The 21,514-nt window shown below is 75.5% G+C and carries 9 protein-coding genes; 4 read left to right on the top strand and 5 right to left on the bottom strand.

The features are described 5' to 3' along the window. Positions 1-3 precede the first annotated feature (3 nt). The 4 genes from IG05_RS0113205 to IG05_RS0113190 are packed head-to-tail and all read left to right on the top strand — an operon-like array spanning position 4 to position 8,435. Entirely contained in the window at positions 4-1,065 is a 1,062-nt protein-coding gene (locus IG05_RS0113205; protein ID WP_030342230.1) for a ketoacyl-ACP synthase III family protein, read from the top strand. Between the two features lie 31 nt (positions 1,066-1,096). Next, positions 1,097-6,310 carry a type I polyketide synthase gene (locus IG05_RS0113200; RefSeq protein WP_234335847.1) on the top strand — a complete coding sequence of 1,738 codons (5,214 nt, stop codon included), beginning with the start codon at positions 1,097-1,099 and terminating at the stop codon, positions 6,308-6,310. A gap of 56 nt (positions 6,311-6,366) precedes the next feature. Next, positions 6,367-7,923, top strand: a complete 1,557-nt coding sequence (locus IG05_RS0113195; protein WP_030342226.1) for a tryptophan halogenase family protein — start codon at positions 6,367-6,369, stop codon at positions 7,921-7,923. A gap of 56 nt (positions 7,924-7,979) precedes the next feature. Next, positions 7,980-8,435, top strand: a complete 456-nt coding sequence (locus IG05_RS0113190) for a flavin reductase family protein (protein ID WP_037813686.1) — start codon at positions 7,980-7,982, stop codon at positions 8,433-8,435. Between the two features lie 89 nt (positions 8,436-8,524). Here IG05_RS0113190 and IG05_RS0113185 read toward each other — a convergent pair whose 3' ends face one another. The 5 genes from IG05_RS0113185 to IG05_RS0113165 form a co-directional block, all read right to left on the bottom strand. Next, a complete protein-coding gene (locus tag IG05_RS0113185; RefSeq protein ID WP_030342223.1) occupies positions 8,525-9,868 on the bottom strand; it encodes an NAD(P)/FAD-dependent oxidoreductase in 1,344 nt (447 codons plus the stop codon). Then, the gene (locus IG05_RS0113180; RefSeq protein WP_030342221.1) at positions 9,865-10,143 is read right to left on the bottom strand and encodes a hypothetical protein; all 279 of its coding nucleotides are present in this window, start codon (positions 10,141-10,143) and stop codon (positions 9,865-9,867) included. The genes IG05_RS0113185 and IG05_RS0113180 overlap by 4 nt, the downstream gene beginning before the upstream one ends. A gap of 47 nt (positions 10,144-10,190) precedes the next feature. Next, positions 10,191-15,236: a non-ribosomal peptide synthetase gene (locus IG05_RS0113175; protein ID WP_037813685.1), complete on the bottom strand. Its 5,046-nt coding sequence runs from the start codon at positions 15,234-15,236 to the stop codon at positions 10,191-10,193. 137 nt (positions 15,237-15,373) lie between these two features. Continuing rightward, positions 15,374-16,690: an MFS transporter gene (locus IG05_RS0113170; RefSeq protein WP_063760083.1), complete on the bottom strand. Its 1,317-nt coding sequence runs from the start codon at positions 16,688-16,690 to the stop codon at positions 15,374-15,376. Next, positions 16,687-21,514 (bottom strand): non-ribosomal peptide synthetase (locus tag IG05_RS0113165; RefSeq protein ID WP_158838858.1); only part of this gene is annotated, 4,828 nt, incomplete at its 5' end. The genes IG05_RS0113170 and IG05_RS0113165, both read right to left, overlap by 4 nt.

Raw genomic sequence — 21,514 nt, 5'->3', positions numbered from 1 at the left:
GCCTTGCGCACGCCCGACGTATTCATCAAGGGACTCGGGGTCCACCTCCCGGGCACCACGAGCATCGACGAGGCCGTCGCCCAGGGGCTCTACCCCGAGTTCGAGGCCGAGCTGCACGAGCTGGCCGGCGCGGCGGTGGCCGGGGACACCCCGGCCCCCGAGATGGCGCTGCGGGCCGCGGAGGAGGCGTGCAAGCGGGCCGGGCACCGCCCCGACGACACCGACCTGCTGTTGTACGCGGACTCCTGGCACCAGGGCCCCGACGGCTGGCAGCCGCAGTACTACCTGCAACGGCACCTGGTCGGCGACCAGGCCCTGGCGGTCGAGGTACGGCAGGGCTGCAACGGCATGTTCGCCGCCCTGGAGCTCGGCTCCTGGTACCTGCGCGGCCGGCCGGCACCGCAGGACGGGGACCGGGCGCCGACCGCGCTGCTCGTGGCCTCCGACAACTTCGGCACGCCGATGATGGACCGCTGGCGGATGGGTCCCGGCTATGTCGCGGGCGACGCCGCCAGCGCCGTACTGCTCACCACCCAGCCCTCGTTCGCGCAGCTCCTCGCGGTGCAGTCGGTCACCGTCTCGGAGGCCGAGCAGATGCACCGCGGCACCGAACCGCTGTTCCCGCCCGGGCCGACGACCGGCCGGGCCCTGGACTTCCAGGCGCGCAACGCCGAGTACAAGCAGGCCGCGCTGGCCTCCGGCACCGGCACCGCCGCCCTGGTGAAGGTGCACGCCCGGACCCTGGAACTGGTCGACCGGGTCCTCGACGCCTCCGGGATCGCCCTGTCCGACGTCACCCGCGTCGCCTACATGAACTACTCGCGGGAGATCGTCGAGCAGCGCTGCATGGCCGCCCTCGGCCTGCCGATGGAGCGGTCGACCTGGGAGTTCGGCCGGACCGTCGGCCACCTCGGCGCCAGCGACCAGATCGTGTCCCTCGACCACCTGCTGCGCACCGGCGGGCTCGGTCCGGGCGACCACCTGCTGATGCTCGGCGTGGGCCCGGGCGTGACCCTCTCGTGCGCCGTCGTACGGATCCTGCACCCCGCTCCGTGGTGCGGGTGACCAGGCGATGCCAAGGCAAGGAGACGAAGTAGTGGCTGCTGATGAACCCATTGCCGTGATCGGGGCCGGCTGCCGGCTCGCCGGTGACGCCGACTCGCCCGCCGCTTTCTGGGACATGCTGCTCTCCGGCCGGGACGGCATCGGCCCGGTGCCGGACGGCCGCTGGGACGACTACCGCGAGCAGGGCCCGAGCCACGGCGCGGCGGTGCGCCGCGCCGACGTCCCCGGCGGATTCCTCAAGGACATCGAGGGGTTCGACTCCGCCTTCTTCGGGCTCAGCCCCCGTGAGGCGGAGCTGATGGACCCCCAGCAGCGGCTGCTGCTCGAAGTGGTGTGGGAGGCGCTGGAGGACGCGGGCATCCCACCGCTCGGCCTGGCCGGCGGCGACACCGGGGTGTTCGTCGGCATCGGCTCCGACGACTACGGCCGCCGGCTGCTGGAGGACCTGCCGAGCATCGAGGCGTGGACGGGCATCGGCAGCGCGCTGTGCGCCGCCGCCAACCGCATCTCCTACGCCCTGGACCTGCACGGCCCGAGCATGGCGGTGGACACCGCCTGCTCCGCCTCCCTGGTCGCCACCCATCTGGCCTGCCAGAGCCTGCGCGCCGGGGAGAGCGGCATCGCCCTGGTCGGCGGGGTCAACCTGATCGTCGGGCCGGGCCTGTCGCTCACCCTGGAAGCCGCCGGCGCCACCGCGCCCGACGGGCGGTGCAAGCCGTTCGACGCCGCGGCCGACGGCTACGGGCGCGGCGAGGGCGGCGCCGTCCTCGTGCTCAAGCGGCTGTCCGACGCCCGGCGCGACGGCGACCGGGTCCTCGCGGTGGTCCGGGGCAGCCACGTCGCCCAGGACGGCCGCACCAACGGCATCATGGCCCCCAACGGCGAGGCGCAGCAGCGGCTGCTGGCGGAGACCCTGCGCCGCACCGGCGTCGACGCCGGCAGCGTGGACTACGTCGAGGCGCACGGCACCGGCACCCGGCTCGGCGACCCGCTGGAGGCCGGCGCGCTGTCCGCGGTGTACGCCGCGGGACGGCCGGCCGGGCAGCCGCTGCTGATCGGCTCGGTCAAGCCGAACATCGGCCACCTGGAGGCCGGTGCGGGCGCGGCCGGGCTGCTCAAGGCCGTCCTCGCGCTGGCGCACGGGGAGATCCCGCCCACGCTGAACCACACCCGGGGCAACCCGGCGATCGACTGGGACGGCAACGGACTGCGGGTGGTCACCGAGCGCACGCCCTGGCCGGAGCACGAGGGGCCGCGCCGCGCCGCGGTCTCCGGGTTCGGCTACGGCGGCACCATCGCCCACGTGCTGCTCGAACAGGCACCCGAGCCGGCCGTCACCGATGCGCGGCCGGCCGACGAGCCGGGCGAGGCGCGGCTGTTCCCGCTGTCGGCCCGGTCCCGGGAGGGCCTGCGGGCCGCCGCCCGGAACCTCGCGGAGTGGCTGACCGGCACCGGGAAGCAGACCGCGCTCGACTCGGTGGGCCACACCCTGGCGCTGCGCCGCTCGCACCTGGAGCACCGGGCCGCGGTCGTCGCCGCCGACCACGGCGGACTCGCCGCCGGACTGCGGCTGATCGCCGACGGCGAGGAGTCCCGGCAGGCGGTCACCGGCACCGCCCCGGCCGACCCGGGGGCGGGCCTGGTCTGGGTGTTCTCCGGGCACGGCTCGCAGTGGGCCGGCATGGGCCGCGAACTGCTCGGCTCCGAGCCGGAGTTCGCGGCTGCCATCGACGAACTGGAGCCCGTCTTCCTGGCGGAGATCGGCTTCTCGCCGCGGCAGCTGCTGCTCGACGGCGACTTCGAGACCGTGGACCGCATCCAGACGATGATCTTCGCGGTGCAGATCGGGCTGGCCGCCGTATGGCGTGCGCACGGCGTACGGCCGGACGCCGTCATCGGGCACTCGGTCGGTGAGATCGCCGCGGCCGTGACCGCCGGCGCGCTGTCCGTGACGGACGGCGCCCGGCTGATCTGCCGCCGCTCGCTGCTGCTGCGGCGGGTGGCCGGCAAGGGCGCGATGGCCATGGCCGCGCTGTCCCTCGCCGAGACCGAGGCCCGGCTCGGCGACCGTACCGACGTGGTCGCGGGCATCGCCTCCTCGCCGGGCTCCACCGTGATCACCGGTGCGCGGGCCGCGGTCGAGGAGCTGGTCGAGGCCTGGCAGGCGGACGGCGTGCAGGTGCGCCGGGTCGCCTCCGACGTCGCCTTCCACAGCCCGCAGATGGACGAGCTGGTCGCGGACCTCGCCGCCGCGGCCCACGACCTGACCCCGCGCACGCCCCGCATCCGCATGTACAGCACCGCGCTGACCGACCCGCGGACCACGCCGGCCGCCGACGGCGCCTACTGGGCGGCCAACCTGCGCAACACCGTCCGGCTCGCCGCGGCCGTCGAGGCCGCCGCCGAGGACGGTCACCGCCGCTTCCTGGAGCTGTCGGCCCATCCGGTGGTGGCCCACTCGGTCCGCGAGACCCTCTCCGAACGGGAGCCGGCCGAGGGCGTGTTCGTGGGCTCCACGCTGCGCCGCGACCAGTCCGACCGGCTCTCGCTGCTGGCCGCGCTCGCCGCCGCGCACACCGCGGGCATCGCGGTGGACTGGCGCCGGCTGCACCCGCACGGCGCCCTGGCCACGCTGCCGGCCGCCGCCTGGCAGCGGCTTCCGCACTGGCGGCGGACGTCCCCGTCCGGTGCCGCGGGCAGCCTCGAACACGACGCCGACAGCCACGCGCTGCTCGGCTCGCCCACCAGCGTGGGCGGCCGGCCGCTGACCCTGTGGCGCACCCACCTGGAGGAGGGGAACCGGCCCTACCCGGGCAGCCACACCATCGACGGGGTCGAGATCGTCCCTGCCGCCGTCCTGCTGAACACCTTCCTGGCCGCCACCGGCGGGCCCGGCGCGCACACCCTGCGCGACGTGGCGCTGCGGGTGCCGCTGACCGCCGCCGAGCGGCGCGAGGTCCAGGTGCTCCGCGAGGACGACACCGTGCGGATCGCGTCCCGGCCCGCCGAGGGCGACGGCGACTGGCTCGTCCACACCACCGCGGTGAGCGCCGGCCCCGAGGCGCCGTCCGGCACCCTGGCGGAACTCCCGGCCGACGCGGCGGACGCCGACCCGGCGGGGATCCTGCGGCACCTGGCCTCGGTGGGCGTGCCCACCATGGGCTTCGAGTGGACGGTGGAGGCGCTGCGCCGCGCCGAGGGCCTGCTGCACGCGCGGGTGCTGGCCCGCCAGCCGGAGCGGGCGCCCGCCACCTGGGCCCCGGTCCTGGACGCCGCCCTGTCCGTCGCCCCGTCCGCCTACCCGGGGCCGGCGGCGCTGCGCATGGTCGCGGGCGTCGCCGAGGTGCGCGTCGCCCCGGAGCCCCCGGCGGACGGCACGGCCGTCGACGTCCGGGTACGGCACGACGCCGCCACCGGCACCGTCGACGTCCTGGTCGCCGCGGCCGACGGCCGGGTGCTCGCCGCGCTGCGCGGGGTGCGGTACGCCGACGTCGGGAACGGCGCCGCGGGCGCCACCCCGGCACGCCGGCTGGTGCACGAGATCCAGTGGCGCCCGGCCGGCCTCGGCGGACCCCGCGAGGGACGCGGCGTCGAGGACGTCGTGCTGGTCGGTGCCGTCGGCTCCGCGACCGCGGCGGCCCTCGGCGAGCGGCTGGCCGCCGGCGGGGCGCGGGTGCGGCTGCTGAAGAGCGCCGCCGAACTGGACGGCCTGCCCGGCCTGGCGCAGGCCACGGACGTCGTCGTGCTGCCGGACCCGGCCGTCCCGGACGACACCGACGCCGACAGCGCGCCGGCCTGGCTGCTGCTGGACACCACCCGGCGGCTGGCCGCGCTGGACACCACCGTCTTCCCGCGGCTGTGGGCCCTGACCACGGGCGTGCTGGAGAGCCGGGAGGCCACCGCGCCGGCCCAGGGCGCCCTGTGGGGCCTGGGCCGGGTGATCGGCGGCGAGCACGGCGAGCTGTGGGGCGGGGTCGTCGACCTGCCGGCCGGTGATCCGGCCGGCGCGGTGGACGCACTGCTGGACGTGCTGCGCGCGGCGCCCGGCGAGGACGTCGTCGCCGTCCGGGACGGTGCCGTCACGGCCGCCCGCCTGGCCCGCCCGGACCGGGAGCCGGCCGCCCAGCCGTTCGGGTGCCGGCCCGACGGGACGTACCTGGTCACCGGCGGGCTCGGCGTGCTCGGCCTGCGCGTCGCCCGGTTCCTCGCCGAGCGGGGCGCCCGCCGCCTGGTGCTGGCCGGACGGACCGGGCTGCCGCCGCGCGCCGAGTGGGAGACGGTGACCGACGCCGCCACAGCCGAACGGATCGCGGTGGTACGGGAGCTGGAGGCGACGGGCGTCACCGTGCGGGTGCTCGCCCTGGACGTCGCCGACGCGGCGGAGGCCGCCCGCGCCCTCGCCCCGGACGCCCTCGGCCTGCCGCCGGTGCGGGGCGTGGTGCACGCGGCGGGCGTGCTGGACAACCGGCTGGTCCCGCACACCGACGAGGAGTCGCTGCGCGGGGTGCTGCGGCCCAAGGCGGCCGGCGCCCGGGTGCTGCACGAGCTGTTCCCGGCCGGCACCCTGGACTTCTTCGTGCTGTTCTCCTCCTGCGGCCAGCTGCTCGGCCTGCCCGGCCAGGCCGCCTACGGCTCGGCGAACGCCTTCCTGGACGCGCTGGCCGCGCACCGCAACGCGGCCGCTGCCGCGGCCGGCCTGCCCGCGGACGCCACCAGCCTCGCCTGGACCTCCTGGCGCGGCCAGGGCATGGCCGTCAACGAGGTGGTCGACCTGGAGCTGAAGGAGCGCGGCGTCACCGACATCACGGCCGACGAGGCGTTCGCCGCCTGGGAGTACGCGGCCCGCCGCGGCCCCGGCCACTACCCCGTCCTCGGGCTCGTGCCGGTGCCGGACGGCCGGCCGCTGCCGGTGCTGAGCGAGGCCGTCGACGCCGGCGCCCCGCAGGCCGGGGCGGCCCCGGCGGGCGGCTCGTCGTACGCCGGGCTGAGCACGGACGAGCTGCGCGCCCGGCTGCTGGACGACGTCGCCGAGGAGGTCGCCGGGGAGATGCGGCTGCCGCGGGCGTCCCTGGACGTGCGCCGCTCGCTGGTGGAGCAGGGGCTGGACTCGGTGATGACCATGGTCGTCCGCCGGCGCCTGGAGAAGCGCTTCGGCCACAAGCTGCCGGCCTCGCTGCTGTGGCAGCAGCCGACGGTCGCCGCGATCGGCGAACACCTCGTGGAACTGCTGTCCGCCCGGCCGTAGCGGCCCCGCGGACCACATCGCGCGTTTTCCCGAACGTCACCGGATTGGGGACACACATGACCGACAAAGTCGTGATCGTCGGCGGCGGCACAGCCGGCTGGATGACCGCCTCCTACCTCAAGGCCGCCTTCGGCGACCGCATCGACATCACACTCGTGGAGTCGGGCAAGGTCGGCACCATCGGCGTCGGCGAGGCCACCTTCAGCGACATCCGGCACTTCTTCGAGTTCCTCGGGCTCAAGGAGTCCGACTGGATGCCGGCCTGCAACGCCACCTACAAGCTGGCCGTCCGCTTCGAGAACTGGCGGGAGAAGGGCCACTACTTCTACCACCCGTTCGAGCAGGTGCGGTCGGTCAACGGGTTCCCGCTGACCGACTGGTGGCTCCAGCAGGGCCCCACCGAGCGGTTCGACAAGGACTGCTTCGTGATGGCGTCGGTGATCGACGCCGGGCTGAGCCCGCGCCGGCTCGACGGCAGCCTGCTCGACTCCCCCTTCGACGAGAACGCGGAGGAGATGCGGGGGCTGACGATGTCCGAGCACCAGGGCAAGACGCAGTTCCCGTACGCGTACCACTTCGAGGCGGCCCTGCTCGCCAAGTACCTCACCGCGTACGCGGTGGAGCGCGGTGTCCGGCACGTCGTGGACGACGTCACCGACGTCGGCCTGGACGAACGCGGGTGGATCAAGGGCGTCATGACCGCCGGGCACGGCGAGCTGACCGGCGACCTGTTCGTGGACTGCACCGGCTTCCGCGGCCTGCTGCTGAACAAGGCGCTGGAGGAGCCGTTCATCTCCTACCAGGACACGCTGCCCAACGACAGCGCGGTCGCCCTCCAGGTGCCGATGGACATGGAGCGGCGCGGTATCCGCCCCTGCACCACCGCGACCGCCCAGGACGCCGGCTGGATCTGGACGATCCCGCTGATGGGCCGGGTCGGCACCGGGTACGTCTACGCCCGCGACTACCTCTCCCCGGAGGAGGCCGAGCGCACCCTGCGCGAGTTCGTCGGCCCCGCGGCGGCCGACGTCGAGGCCAACCACATCCGGATGCGGATCGGCCGCAGCCGCAACTCCTGGGTGCGCAACTGTGTCGCCGTCGGTCTGGCCAGCGGCTTCGTGGAGCCCCTGGAGTCCACAGGCATCTTCTTCATCCACCACGCCATCGAGCAGCTGGTGAAGAACTTCCCCGGCCCGGACTGGGACCCGGTCGTGCGCGACCGCTACAACGACGGCGTCGCCCACGTCATGGACGGCGTACGGGAGTTCCTGGCGCTGCACTACCAGGCCGCCAAGCGCTCCGACACCCAGTACTGGCGGGACACCAAGACCCGCGCGCTGCCGGACGGCCTGGCCGAGCGCATCGAGAAGTGGCGCGCCCAGCTGCCGGACAGCGAGTCGATCTTCCCGTACTACCACGGGCTGCCGCCGTACTCGTACATGTGCATCCTGCTCGGCATGGGCGGCATCGACGTCAAGCCGTCGGCGGCGCTGGCCCTGTCGGACTTCTCCGCCGCTCAGCAGGAGTTCGACGCGATCCGGGACAAGGCCCGGCAGCTGGTGAAGACCCTGCCGGAGGCGTACACCTACTTCTCGCGGATGCACCAGCCGTGAGCGGCACCCTTCGTCCTCCGGCGGCGGTCGCGTCGCCGGAGGACTTCCGCACTCTCATGAGCGCTTTCCCCAGCGGAGTCGCCGTCGTCACCGCCCGGGACGACGACGGCACCCCCCGCGGCATGACGTGCTCCTCGCTGTGCGGGGTCTCGCTGGAGCCGCCGGTGCTGGTGGTGTGCCTGCGGGCGGGCAGCCCGACGCTGGCGGCGGTGGCCGGCTCGGCGGGCTTCGCGGTGAACCTGCTGCACTCCGGCGCCCGGGAGACCGCGCAGCTGTTCGCCTCGGGCGACCCGCAGCGGTTCGACCGGGTGTCCTGGTCGGCCGGCCCGCACACCGGCGGACCGCACCTGCCGGCCGACGCGCACCGCGTCGCCGACTGCGCGGTGCTGCACGCCCAGCCGATGGGCGACCACGTGGCGGTGTTCGGGCAGATCCGCCGGGTCACCCGGCACGACGAGCGGGCGCCGCTGCTGTACGGCCTGCGGCGGTTCGCGGCCTGGCCGGCGGGCTGACCGGCTCTCGCACGGCGCGCGGCGGCAGCGGAAGGGCCGCCCACCGGAGGAGTTCCGGTGGGCGGCCCTTCCGCCGTGCGTCCGGCGGGTCAGAACGCGGGCGCCGAGGCGGGCGCCCGGAGCGTGCCCAGGTACGGGTGCCAGAGGTGCTTGGGGTTGTTCTCCACCTCCCGGACGACCTCCCGCATCGCGGTCAGCGCCTTGGGCTCCTCGCCGTCGTACACATCGCCCTGGAGCATCTTCAGCACGTCGACGCGGTAACGCGGGTCCTGCACGAAGGCCGTGAACAGCACGTTCAGCCGGTAGTAGATCGAGATGAACTCGTACCAGTACTGCACGGCGCGGCGCAGCTTGCTCTCGTACGTCTCGAACCGCTTGCGGGTGTAGTCGCCGGCCGCGTGGGCGGCGATGATGTCCTGGGCGGCGATGCGGGCGCTGTTGAGGGCGACGCTGACCCCGCTGGAGAAGATCGGGTCGACGAACCGGGCGGCGTCCCCGATGAGCACGAACCGGTCGCCGCAGATCTGCTTCATGGCGTAGCTGTAGTCGCCCTCGGCCTTGAAGTCGCGGACCCGGCGGGCGCCGCGCAGCGCGTCGTGCAGCTCGGGCCGGCTGCCGACGAACTCCCAGAAGAAGTCCTCCCGGTCGGTGCCGGCGGCGGCGAAGCGCTTCTTCTGGGTCACCACGCCGATGCTGGTGATGGTGTCGGTGATCGGGATCTGCCACACCCAGGTGTCCTGGATGGGCAGGAAGTGCACGAAGATGTGGTCGACCTGGGCGGCGTCACGGGCGATCGCGGCGCGGTCCAGGCCCTCGAACCAGGTGTGCACCGCGTACTGGTCGAAGACCGGGTCGGCGACCTTCACCTTCAGCTGGCGGCCCAGCAGGGTCTGCCGGCCGGACGCGTCGACCACCATCCCGGCGGTGTACCGCGTCTCCTTGCCGGCCGTGCGCACGGTCAGCTCGACGGCCTCGGGGTCGTCGAAGGCGACGTCCAGCACCCGGCCCCCGTTGACCACCGTCGCGCCCTGCTCGGCCGCGTGGCGCAGCAGGATGGCGTCGAAGCGGCCGCGGTCGACGTGGTAGGTGTAGTCGCGGTCGACGCCGGGCTGGTTGCGTTCGACGAAGGCGATGTCGGCGGTCCAGCCGTGGGTGAGCCCCTTGTAGTCCAGTACGGGGATGTCCCGGGACTCGGCCGACGTCCAGGACGCCCCGTACTTGCGCGGGAAGCCCGCCTCGTCGATCTTCTCCAGGGCGCCGATCTCGTGCAGCACGGGCGTGGTGGCCGGCACCAGCGACTCGCCGACGTGCGGCCGGGGGAAGGTGTCGCCCTCGAACACGGCCACCGACAGTCCGGCCCGGGCGAGGTAGGACGCCATCGTGGAACCGGCGGGTCCGCCGCCGACGACCGCGACATCGAAGTCCGTGCTCATGCCCTTGCCTCCTTCTGCCCGGCAGCCGACAGCTCGTGCAGCATGCGGGCGATGGTCCGTACGTCCTTGAAGTGGTCGGTGTCCATCAGCGCGGGCGACACGTGCACGTGCAGCTCGTCCCGGATGTGGGTGAGCAGCAGCGCGACCCGCAGCGAGTCCAGCACCCCGGACTCCATCAGCGGGAAGGTGTCGGTGAACCCGGCCGCCTGGTCCGCCGGGAGGATCTCCTCCCGGACGAAGGCCATCAGCCTGGAGACGTACTCTTCCTCGGTCATCCCATCTCGCTTTCTGTGCGACGCGGGGGCGTCCCGGTCCGCTGCGGTCACCGGTCCGGTTCCTGTTCGTCCAGCTGCCGGGCCCGTTCGATCAGTTCGGCCGGCGCCATCCGCTCGATCTCGGCCCGCACCTCCGCCTCGACGGCCGCCGCCAGTTCGGCGACGGTGGCGCCCTCGAACACGGCCCGGGCGGGGAAGTCGATCTCGAAGGCGTCCTGGATCTGCGCGATCAGCCGGATCGCCAGGATCGAGTTGCCGCCGGCCCGGAAGAAGTGGGTGTGCCGGCCGGCCCGGCCGCCGAGCAGCTCGGTGAAGATCTCCGCCAGCCGTTCCTCGACGACGCCGTCCGGCTCCTCGTCGCCGGCGGGCGCCTCGGTGCGCGGCCGGGGCAGGGCGGCCCGGTCCAGCTTGCCGTTGGCGTTCAGCGGGACGGAGCCGATCGCCGTGAGGCTGCCCGGCACCATGTAGTCGGGGAGCAGTCCGGCGCAGTGCGCGGTGAGTTCCCCGTGCAGCCGTTCGGCCGCCTCGCCGGCTCCGGCGGGCACCCAGTAGGCGGCCAGGGCGTGGCTGCCGGCGCCGTCCTCGACCGCGACGACCACGGCCTCGCGCACCGCCGGGTGCCGCTCCAGCACGGCCCGCACCTCGCCGGTCTCCACCCGGTGGCCGCGGATCTTCACCTGGCCGTCGCGCCGGCCCACGAAGTCCACCGTGCCGTCCGGGAGCAGCCGGGCCAGGTCGCCGGTGCGGTAGAGGCGGGCGCCCGCGGGGCCGTAGGGGTCGGGGACGAACGCGGCGGCGGTCGCCCGCGGCCGGGCGCCGTAGCCGCGGGCCAGGCCGAGGCCGCCCACGTACAGCTCGCCCACGACACCGGCCGGCACGGGACGCATCAGGTCGTCCAGGACGTGCATCGTGACCCCGGGCAGCGGGCGCCCGATGGGCACCGTGGTGCCGGTGACCGGCGCCGTCACGGGGTGGGTGCAGGTGCCGACGGACGCCTCGGTGGGGCCGTACTCGTTGACCAGCCGGCCCGGGCCTAGGGCGCGGGCCCAGGCGTCCGCGCGGGCCGCCGGCAGGGCCTCGCCCGCGGCGACGACGACGGAGGCGAGCTTGGCGAGGCGTTCGGGGTCGAGCTGCTGCGCCAGGATCTCCAGGTGACCGGGGGTCAGCTTGAGGAAGGACAGCGGGCCGGCCGCCGCCAGCCGGCGTCCCAGCTCGGACAGGTCCAGGTCGTGCGGCAGCAGGTGCAGGGGCCGGCCGGCGAGCAGCGGTGCCCACAGGTTCGGTACGACGAGGTCGAACGCGACCGAGGAGAACAGGGCGGCGCCGCCGCTGCCGCGCCCGGCCAGCTCCTCGACGGCCCAGCGCAGGTGGTTGGCGAGGCCCCGGTGGGTGATCTGCACGCCCTTGGGCGAACCGGTGGAGCCGGAGGTGTAGATGACGTAGGCCAGCAGGTCCAGGTCGCGTCCCTGCCGGGGGTCGAGGTGCCCGGGGTGGTCCAGGGGGCCGTCGGGCCGGGCGGCGATCTCGGCCGCGTCGGTGTCGACGGCGACGACCTCGCCGGTGAATCCGGGCGGGAGCAGGCCCCGGTGCGCCGACTGCGTGAGCACGGTCCGGACGCCGGCGTCGGCCAGGACCCGGCCCAGCCGGTCGGCGGGGGTCGCCGGGTCCAGCGGCAGGTAGGCGCCGCCGGCCCGCCACACCGCGAGCAGCGCGGCCGGCAGGTCGGTGCCCCGGTCCAGCAGGACCGCGGTGACCGTCTCGGGTCCCACGCCCCGCGACCGCAGCTGCCGGGCCAGCCGGTTGGCCCGGCGCTCCAGTTCCGCGAAGGTGACCTCGGCGCCGTCCGCGATCAGCGCCGGCCGGTCGGCGGCCGTCCGCGCGGCCTGTTCCAGCAGGGCGGGCACAGACCGGTCCGGTGCGGGGGCGACGGTGTCGTTGAGCCGGGCCAGCGCGGCGCGTTCGGCGGCGGGCAGCAGGTCGAGGGCGTCCAGGCGGCGCCGGGGCGTGCGGGCCGCGTCGGACAGCAGCTGCCCGAGGTGTGCCGCCATCCGCTCCACGGTGGCCGGCTCGAAGAGGGAGCTCGCGTACTCCAGCGCGCCGAGCAGGGTGCCGTCGGGCTGCCGGCGCATGTACAGCGTGAGATCGGTCTTCGCCACCGACGACACCTCGACGACGGCGTCCAGTTCGCCGGCGTCGGCGGCGGAGCCGGTCATCGCCTCGTCGTGGTAGTCGAACGCCACCTGGTAGAGCGGGGTGCGCGAGGGGTCCCGCTCGGGGGCCAGTTCGGCCACCAGCTCCTCGAACGGCAGCTCCTGGTGGCCGAAGGCCTCCTTGCACACGTCCCGGACCCGGTCCAGGGCCTCGGCGAAGGTGAGCGATCCGTCCAGCGGGCAGCGCAGCACCAGGCTGTTGAGGAAGAACCCGACGACGCCCTCGACCTCCGGCCGCTCCCGGCCCGCCACGGGGGCGCCGACCACCACGTCCCAGCGGGCCGTGTACCGGGCCAGCAGCGTCGAGAACGCCGTGAGCAGCACCATGAACGGGGTGGCGTCGGCGCGCCGGCCCAGCTCGGCGAGCGCGTCGGTGACGTCCGCGGGGACGGTGAAGGTGACGACCGCGCCGCGCGCGTCGCGCACCGGGGGCCGGGGCCGGTCGGTGCGCAGCGCGAGCGGTTCGGCGCCGGCCAGCACCCGTTTCCAGTGCTCCAGTTCGCGGGCGACGACGTCCTCGGTCAGCCGGCCGCGCTGCCACACGGCGTAGTCGGCGTACTGCACGGGCAGTTCGGGCAGTTCCGGGTCGCGGCCCTCGCGCAGGGCGCGCAGCACCGTGTGGAACTCCTCGCGCAGCACGGTCGCCGACCAGCCGTCGGCGACGATGTGGTGCATCAGCAGGACGAGCGTCCGCTCGCCGGTGCCGTCCGGGGTGCCGATCAGCAGGGCGCGGACGACCGGGCCCTTCTCGAGGTCGAAGCCCTGCCGGGCGCTGTCCTCGACGACCTCGCCGACGCGGTCCCGGGGCACCGCCACGCGGTGCAGCTCCATCGGCGCGGGCGGGTCGACCAGCTGTGCCGGCTCGCCGCCGGCGTCCGTGACGAACCGGGTGCGCAGCCCCTCGTGCCGGGCCCTGAGCAGGTCCAGGGCGGCCTGCACGCGTGCGTCCGGTTCGCCGGCCGGCACCCGCAGGAACACACCGGTCACCCACTCGCGGCCGCGCGGGTCGATCCGGTCCAGCAGCCACAGCCGCCGTTGACCGGGCGAGAGCGGCAGCGCACCGGTGCGGGGCACGGGCCGTACGGCGGGCACCGGGTCGGCGTCCCGGGTGACGAGCCGGGCCTGTGCCGCGACCGTGGTGGCCGCGAGCAGCCGGGACAGCTCCACCGGGCGGCCGGTCGCGGCCCGCAGCCGGTTGGCGAGGACGGTGAGTTGCAGGGAGGAGCCGCCGAGCCGGAAGAAGTCGTCGTGCGGGCCGACGGCGGGCACGCCGAGCACGTCCCGCCACACGGCGGCGACCAGCTCCTCCGCCTCGGTCGAGGGTGCCTCGACCGGGCCGTCGTGCGCGGCGGGTGCGGGCAGGGCGCGCCGGTCCAGCTTTCCGCTGGCGGTGCGCGGGAAGGAGTCGGCGGGCAGGCACACGGCGGGCAGGTGGCTGTGCGGGAGCCGGCCGGCGAGGAAGCCGCGCAGCTCCGGCCAGTCCGGGCCGCCGCCGTCGGCGAAGCGCACGTGGGCGGCGAGCCGGGTGGCCCCGCCGGGCGTCCGGTAGGAGGTGACGGCGGCCTCCCGGACCCGGGGGTGGGCCTCCAGCGCGGCCTCCACCTCGCCCGGTTCGATCCGCACGCCGTTGATCTTGACCTGGTCGTCGGCCCGGCCCGTGTACACCAGGGCGCCGTCGGCCCGGGCGCGCACCAGGTCGCCGGTGCGGTACAGGCGGGCGCCGGCCGGCCCGGACGGGTCGGGTACGAAGCGTTCCGCGGTGAGGTCCGGGCGGCCCAGGTAGCCCTGGGCGAGGCCGATGCCGCCGACGTACAGCTCGCCCTGCCCACCGGCCGGAACCGGGTGCCCGTCCGGGTCCAGGACCAGCAGGCGCAGGCCGTCCACGGCCGTGCCCACGGGCACCGGGCCGGTGCGCTGGAGCGGGTCGTGGCGGTGGCCGGCGACCTCGTTGGAGCACTCGGTGGGGCCGTAGGTGTTCCACACCTCGGGCGGTACGGCGTCCTCGGGCAGCCGGGACAGGAAGCGCCGGACCAGCTCGGCGTGCAGCTGTTCGCCGCCGCAGGACAGCAGCCGCAGGGTGGTGCAGCGCGACCAGCCGGGGTCGTCGGCGAGGAGGCGCAGCAGCGAGGGCACGACCTGGAGCACGGTGACCCGGTGGCCGGTCACCGTGTCGAGCAGCAGGGCGGGATCGCGTTCGGCGCCCGCGGGAGCCATCACGACGGTGCCGCCGGAGGCGAGCGGGGCGAAGATCTCCCAGCCGGCGGCGTCGAAGGTGACGGGGGTCTTGTGCAGCACCCGGTCGGCGGGGCCGAGGCCGTGGGTGCGCACCCGCCAGGCGACCTGGTTGGCGAGGCCCTCGTGCGGGACGACGACGCCCTTGGGCCGGCCCGTCGACCCGGACGTGTACAGCACGTAGGCCGGCTGCGGGCCGGCGATGTCGAGACCGGGTGCGGTGTCGGGCAGGCCGTCCAGGGCGGTGAGGGCGGGATCGACGGTGACGGCGCGGATCCCGCCGGTGACCCGGTGGGCGTGCTCCGGGCCGGTGACGACGTACCGGGCGCCGGTGTCGGCGAGGATGTCCTCGGTGCGGGCGGCGGGGTGCTCGGGGTCCAGTGGGACGTAGGCGGCGCCGGTCTTCCACACCGCCAGCAGGGCGACGGCGAGCCGGGCGTCACGGTGCAGCAGCACGCCGACCGGGGTGCGGGCGTCGGCGCCGGCGCGCAGCAGCGACCACGCCAGCTGGTTGGCCCGCCGGTCCAGTTCGCCGTAGGTCAGCTCGCGCTCGCCGTCGACGACCGCGACGGACCCGGCGGTGGCGGCGGCCTGGAGCGCGATGCGGGCGGGCAGCGGCCCCGGCGCGGACAGGTCTGGCGACGCGTTCATAGCTTCTCCCCATGGATCGGCGGTGCTCTGGCCGCCCCGGCGGGCGGGCCAGGGCACGAGGGGTCCCTCGGCCCGCCTCCGGCTGATGCTGGTCAGTGCGCCGATAGCGGGCCGATAGCGGACCTATACCGAGGTGGTCAGTGGGTGTCGGACGGACCGGACGGACCGGGCGGACCGGACGGGGCCGGTGGCGCGGACGGCGCGGCCCCGGGGCGGCGCGCGGTGCGCACCGACGGGATCAGCGCGGCGGCGAGCGTGGTCGCCGCCATGACCGCCCCGACGCCGATCAGGGTGCCGGTCGGGCCGGTCCGCTCCAGCGCGTAGCCGCCCGCCAGCGAGCCCAGCGAACTCGCCCCGGAGCTGAGCAGTCCGGCGACGCCGCCGACCCGGCCCTGGAGTTCGTCCGGGGTGGCCTGCACCTGGTAGACGCCGGCCATCACGTTCAGCACCGCCCCGGCGAACGAGGTCCCGGCGAACAGGGCGCCGAGCAGCACCACGTCGGCGGTCAGCGCGACCAGCGGCATCAGCAGCGTCCAGACGGCGAAGACGCAGATCATCACGGTGCCGGGGCGCAGCCGCCGGACGACGTGCGAGCCGGTGAGGGCGCCCGCGATGCCGCCGAGGCCCGAGACCACCCCGATGATCCCGATCTCGGCCGGTGAGCCGCCGCCCTCCTTGATGACCAGGACCAGGGCCAGAGTGAGCGCCTGGAACAGGATGTTGGTCACCGCGACCAGGGAAATCGCCGCCCGCAGGAACCGCTGCCCCAGCAACCAGGCGAACCCCTCGGCGAGTTCGGCGCGCGGCCGCCACGGGGCGGGGTCGCGCGGGCGCTGGAACTTCCTGCGGATCAGCAGCAGGCCCGACAGGGCGAGCAGGTGGCCGAGCGCGGCGGCCACGAACGGCGACCAGCGGGCCGCGCCGTACAGCGCGCTGCCCAGCGGCTGCCCGAGCAGGCCGGCGGCGCGCGCCCGGGCCTCGTTCTGGGACAGCGCGGTGGACACCTGCCCGGTGCCGACGACGTGGGGCACGGCGGCCCGTTCCGCGAGCCGGTAGAAGATGGAGGCGGTGCCCTCCACGAACGCCACCGCCATGATGTGCGCCAGCCACAGCGTGCCGTGCAGCAGCGCCACGGCCAGACTGACCATGGCCACCAGCCCGGCGAGGTCGCAGACGACCATCGTGGTCCGGCGGTCCAGCCGGTCGACCAGCACCCCGGCCGGCAGCTGGAACAGCAGCATCGGCAGCAGCCCGGCGAACCCCACCAGGCCGGCCTGGCCGGGCGAGCCGCTGTACCAGATCATCAGCAGCGGGAAGGCCACGGTGGCGGCGCGGTCGCCGAGCACCGACAGGCCCGCGCCGAGCCACAGCAGCAGGAAGTCCCGGTTGCGGCGCAGCGGCGGGGGCGGCGGCTGCGGGCCGGCGGTGACGGCCGGCCCGCCGACCGCGCTCACCGCGACCGGTCCGCGGGCCGGGCGTCCAGCAGCGGCACACAGCGTCTGGCGACCTCGGCACCGGCGTCGCCGTTGGTGAGGACCACGAACCCGCTGCCCTGCCCGATGCGGCACATGGCCAGGGCGTGGTAGCCGTCGCCCGCGCCGCCGTGCCCGAACTGCACGTCGGTGCCGAGGTCGTCGACGACCGCGCCCAGCCCGTAGCCGCTGTGCGGGTGCTGCGGGGTCAGCAGCTGTTCGGCGGTGCCGGGACGGAGCAGCGCCAGGGGCCGGCCGAGCCGGGAGCGGCGGATCTCCAGCAGCAGTTTGGCCAGGTCGGCGGCGGTCGTCCACAGGCCGGCGGCCGCCGTGTCGGGCCACTGCCGCCAGCCGCCGTCGACCGGCCGCCCGTCGGCGTCGTGCCCGCGCGCCACCGGGTGGGCGCCGCGCTCCGGGCAGGCCTGGTCGAAGCTGCTGCCGGTCATCGCGAGCGGCTCGAACACCAGGCGCCGCATGAGCGCCTCCAGGCTCTCGCCGGTGACGTCCGCGAGCACCTGCTGGATCACGGAGTAGTGCACGTTGGCCTTGCGGAAGACGGTGCCGGGCGGCAGTTCCGTACGGACCGGCGCCAGCAGCTCGGGCAGCGGTACGAGGGCTTCTCCGCGCCGCTGGCCGGTGCTCGGGGTGGGCGTCAGCCCGGCCAGGTGCGCGAGCAGCCGGCGCAGTGTGACCCCGGTGCCGTCGGGGAGCCGCCAGCCGGTGAGGTAGGCGTCGACGTCCCGGTCGAGGTCGAGCACGCCCTCGTCCACCAGCCGCAGGGTGCCCAGCGCGGTGACGAGCTTGCTCACGGAGCCCGCCTGGAACGGCGTGTGCGCCGTGACCTCGCCGCCGCCGTCGGCGGACAGCACGCCCTCCGCCCGGACGTCCACCAGCTCGCCGTCGGCGATGACGGCGAGGCTGACGCCGGGCACGTGCGCGGCGAGCAGCGACTCCGGTGAGCCGGGGCCGGCCGTGCCGGCCGCGGCGGTCCCGGCCCGGGACGCCGGTTCCCGTTCGTCCGGTGCGGCGGCCCGGGCCGTGTCGACGGCCGCGGCCACGGCCCGCAGGCTGTCGTCGCGGTAGAGCGTCAGCAGGGACAGCGGGTACCCGGCGCGGCGGGCCGCCGCCAGGACCTTGAAGACCAGCAGGGAGTGGCCGCCGAGGGCGAAGAACCGGTCGGTGCGGCCCACCCGTTCGACGTCGAGGACCTCGGCCCACACGCCGGCCAGCCACTGCTCGGTCGGGGTGTGCGGGGCCTCGGTGCCGCGCCGTCCGTAGGCGGTGTCGTCGGGGGCGGGCAGGCGGTGCCGGTCGAGTTTGCCGTTCGCGGTGAGCGGCAGCGCGTCGAGCGTCACGAACGCCGAGGGGACCATGTACGCGGGCAGCTGCCGGGACAGCAGCTCGCGCAGCTCGTCCGCCGCCGGGGGCGCGCCCTGCCCGTCGGCGACCAGGTAGGCCACCAGCCGGGCGTCGGACGGGCCGTCGCCCCAGCGCACCACCCGGGCGTCGGCGACCCCGGGGTGCCGGACGAGCACGGCCTCGACCTCGCCGGGTTCGATCCGGTAGCCGCGGATCTTGACCTGGCCGTCGCCGCGGCCCAGGAAGTCCACGGAGCCGTCCGGCAGCACCCGGGCGAGGTCGCCGGTGCGGTACAGCCGGGCGCCCGGCGAGCCGTAGGGGTCGGGGACGAACCGCTCGGCGGTCGGCGCCGGCCGGCCGGCGTAGCCGCGGGCCACGCCGGCACCGCCGATGTACAGCTCGCCGGTCACGCCCAGGGGTACGGGGTTCAGCCACGCGTCGAGGACGTGCGCGGTGACGCCCGGCAGCGGCCCGCCGACGGGTACGGACTCACCCGGGAACGGGTCGGGGACGACGAACTCGTTGCTCACCACCGACGCCTCGGTGGGGCCGTACGAGTTGACCACCCGGCCGCCGGCGTCCAGCAGCGGGCGGGCCTGCGCCACGCTCCGGGCGGTCACCGTCTCCCCGCCGACCACCAGCGCCCGGGCGATCGGGCTCGCGGTCTCGCCGCCCGACTGGGCGGAGATCAGCTCCAGGTGGCCGGGGGTCAGCTCGACGAAGTCGAACGGGCCGCTCTTGGCCAGCCAGGCACCCAGCTCGTCCAGCTGCCGGTGGTGCGGGAAGAGGTGGACGGTCCGTCCGGCCATCAGCGGGGCCAGCAGGCCGGCCACCGCCATGTCGAAGGCCACGGAGGAGAACACGGGCGCCCCGTGCGTGCCGTCGGCGAGATAGGTGTCCGCCATGTAGCGCAGGAAGTTGGCGAGCCCGCGGTGGGTGATCTGCACGCCCTTGGGCCGGCCGGTGGAGCCGGAGGTGTAGATGACGTACGCGATGCCGTCGGGGTCGTCGGCGCGTTCCGGCGCGGTGTCCGGCCGGGCCTCGATCCGCTCCCGGTCCCGGTCGAGCAGCACGAGGGGCCCGTCGAAGAACGGTGCGCCGTCCGCCGTGTGCGCGGACTCGGTGACCAGGGCGGCGGCGCCCGAGTCGGTGAGCAGCCGGCCCAGCCGCTCCGGCGGGAAGGACGCGTCGAGCGGCAGGTAGGCCGCGCCGGCCTTCCACACTCCGAGCAGGGCCGCCGGCAGGTCGCGTCCGCGGCCCAGCAGCAGGCCCACGGTCGCCCCGGCACCGACGCCCAGCGCGAGCAGCTCGTGCGCGATCCGGTTGGCGGCGGCGTCGAGTTCGCCGTACGGCACCGCCTCGTCGTCCACGACGACGGCGGTCGCGCCGGGGGTGCGGCGGGCCCACTCCTCGAAGCGGCCGGGCGGGAGCCAGGCGGGCGGCTCGGCGGGGCGGGCGGACCAGCGGGCGAGCAGCTCCCGTTCGCCGTCCGGCAGCACCGCCGTACGGGCGTCGCCGTCCGGGTCGGCGGCCATCGCCTCCAGCACCGTCCGGTACAGGGAGACCAGACGGGCCCCGTGCGCGCGGCCGATCACGCGGCCGTCGACGTCGAGGACGATCTCCTCCCCGCCCGCGGTGACGGCCAGCGGGAACTCGTCGTGGCTGGAGCCCATGGCCCCGCCGTCGCCGTCGCGGGCCGGCGCGGTGTCCGGGACGCCGAAGTCCTCGTAGCTGAAGTACACCTGGACCAGTCGTGCCCCGTCGCCGTACCGGTGCTGGACGGCCGGCATCGGGAAGTGCCGGTGCCGCCACACCTCCAGCTCCCGGTCGAAGACCTGGCGCACCCACTCCCGCCAGCGGGCGGGCAGCGGGCCGGCCGGGAACGGCAGCGTGTTGAGGTGGGTGCCGTAGACGCGGTCGGCGCCCGGCGCCTCCGGCCGGCAGTGGGTGACGACGCCGGAGGAGAAGCGGGTCTCCGGGGTGAGTCCGGCGAGCACCTTCAGGTGGGCCGCGAGCAGCACGCTCTTGACGGGCACGCCGGCGGCCGCCGCGAGAGCACGCAGGCCGTCGGTGAGGTCGCCCGCCGGGACGCGCAGCTGGTAGCCGTCCCGCGCGCCGCCCGGACCCTCGCCCCAGCCCTGCGGCAGGGCGAACGGGACGTGCCCGGTGACGGCCTCGCGCCAGTAGGCGTCGTCCTCCTCGGAGGCCAGGGCGGTCAGCTCGGCGGCCACGGTGTCGGCGAACCGCACAGCGGGCGGCTCGTACGGCGGCACCGGGTCGCCGTCGCGGAACGCCCGGTACAGGGCGAGGAGTTCGCCGCGCAGGGTGGCGAAGGTCCAGCCGTCGACGATCAGGTGGGACTGGGTGACCGTCAGCTGCCAGGCGCCGGCGCCGAGCCGGTGCACCAGCAGGCGCAGCAGCGGCGCGGTGTCGTGCGGCAGCGGGGTACGGCCCTCCTCGGCCAGCGTCTCCCGCAGCGCACGGTCCTGTCCGTCCGGGTCCAGGCCGGTCAGGTCGACCACGCGCAGCGGCACCGGGGCGGTGGCCCACACGAGTTGCAGGGGCGTGCCGAACGACTCCGCGTCCACCGTGGTGCGCAGCGCCTCGTGCCGGCGGACCAGCTCCTGGACGGCCCGGTGCAGGGGTTCGCGGGAGAAGGGCTCGTCGGCGCCCATCCGCACCGAGGACACCCGGTGGTAGGCGAGCGGCCCGCCGTCGGCGGAGAGCATCTCGGCGAGCATGCCGGTCTGCGTCTGGGTGAGCGGGTAGGCGTCGCTCAGGCCGTCCGGCAGGGCGGCCCGGTCCTCGGCGGACAGCAGCGCGAACGGCGCCACCGGCACCACGGTCGCCGCCGGGGCGCCCGAGGCGGCCGCGCGGGCGCACAGCGCCTCGACGGTCTGGTCCTCCAGCACGTCCCGCGCGGTGACGTCGTGGCCGTCCTCGCGCATCAGCCCGGCCACCGCGACCGCCTTCACCGAGTCGCCGCCCAGGTCGAAGAAGCCGTCCCGCACGCCGACCCGCTCGACACCGAGCACGTCCCGCCACACGGCGGCGGTCCGTTCCTCGGCCGGGGTGCGCGGGGCGAGGTAGGCGGCGCGGGCGTAGGCGGTGCGGTCGGGGGCGGGCAGGGCACGCCGGTCGAGCTTGCCGTTGGCGGTCAGCGGCAGCTTCCCGATGCGCTGGTAGGCGGCCGGGACCATGTAGCCGGGCAGGTCGCGCCCGAGCCGGTCCCGCAGCCGCGCGGGCTCCACCGGGTGGTCCCCGGCCGGTACGACGTAGCCGACGAGGGTGTCGTCACGGACGACGACGACCGCCTGGAGGACCTCGGGCTGGGCGACGAGGGCGCTCTCGATCTCGCCGAGTTCGATCCGGTAGCCGCGGATCTTGACCTGGTCGTCGGCCCGGCCCAGGAACTCCAGGCTGCCGTCGGGCCGGCGCCGGGCCAGG

Origin of the sequence: Streptomyces sp. NRRL S-1022 (genome assembly GCF_000720135.1) — a bacterium.
GTDB lineage: Bacteria > Actinomycetota > Actinomycetes > Streptomycetales > Streptomycetaceae > Streptomyces.
Note: the sequence above shows the minus strand (reverse complement) of the source record. Positions and strands in the feature narration are given on the sequence as shown.

Excerpts from the sequence above, each read along its gene's own strand:
- IG05_RS0113185 (WP_030342223.1), bottom strand. The coding sequence starts at position 9,868 with ATGAGCACGGACTTCGATGTCGCGGTCGTCGGCGGCGGACCCGCCGGT.
- IG05_RS0113175 (WP_037813685.1), bottom strand. The coding sequence starts at position 15,236 with ATGAACGCGTCGCCAGACCTGTCCGCGCCGGGGCCGCTGCCCGCCCGC.
- IG05_RS0113195 (WP_030342226.1), top strand. The coding sequence starts at position 6,367 with ATGACCGACAAAGTCGTGATCGTCGGCGGCGGCACAGCCGGCTGGATG.
- IG05_RS0113180 (WP_030342221.1), bottom strand. The coding sequence starts at position 10,143 with ATGACCGAGGAAGAGTACGTCTCCAGGCTGATGGCCTTCGTCCGGGAG.
- IG05_RS0113190 (WP_037813686.1), top strand. The coding sequence starts at position 7,980 with ATGAGCGCTTTCCCCAGCGGAGTCGCCGTCGTCACCGCCCGGGACGAC.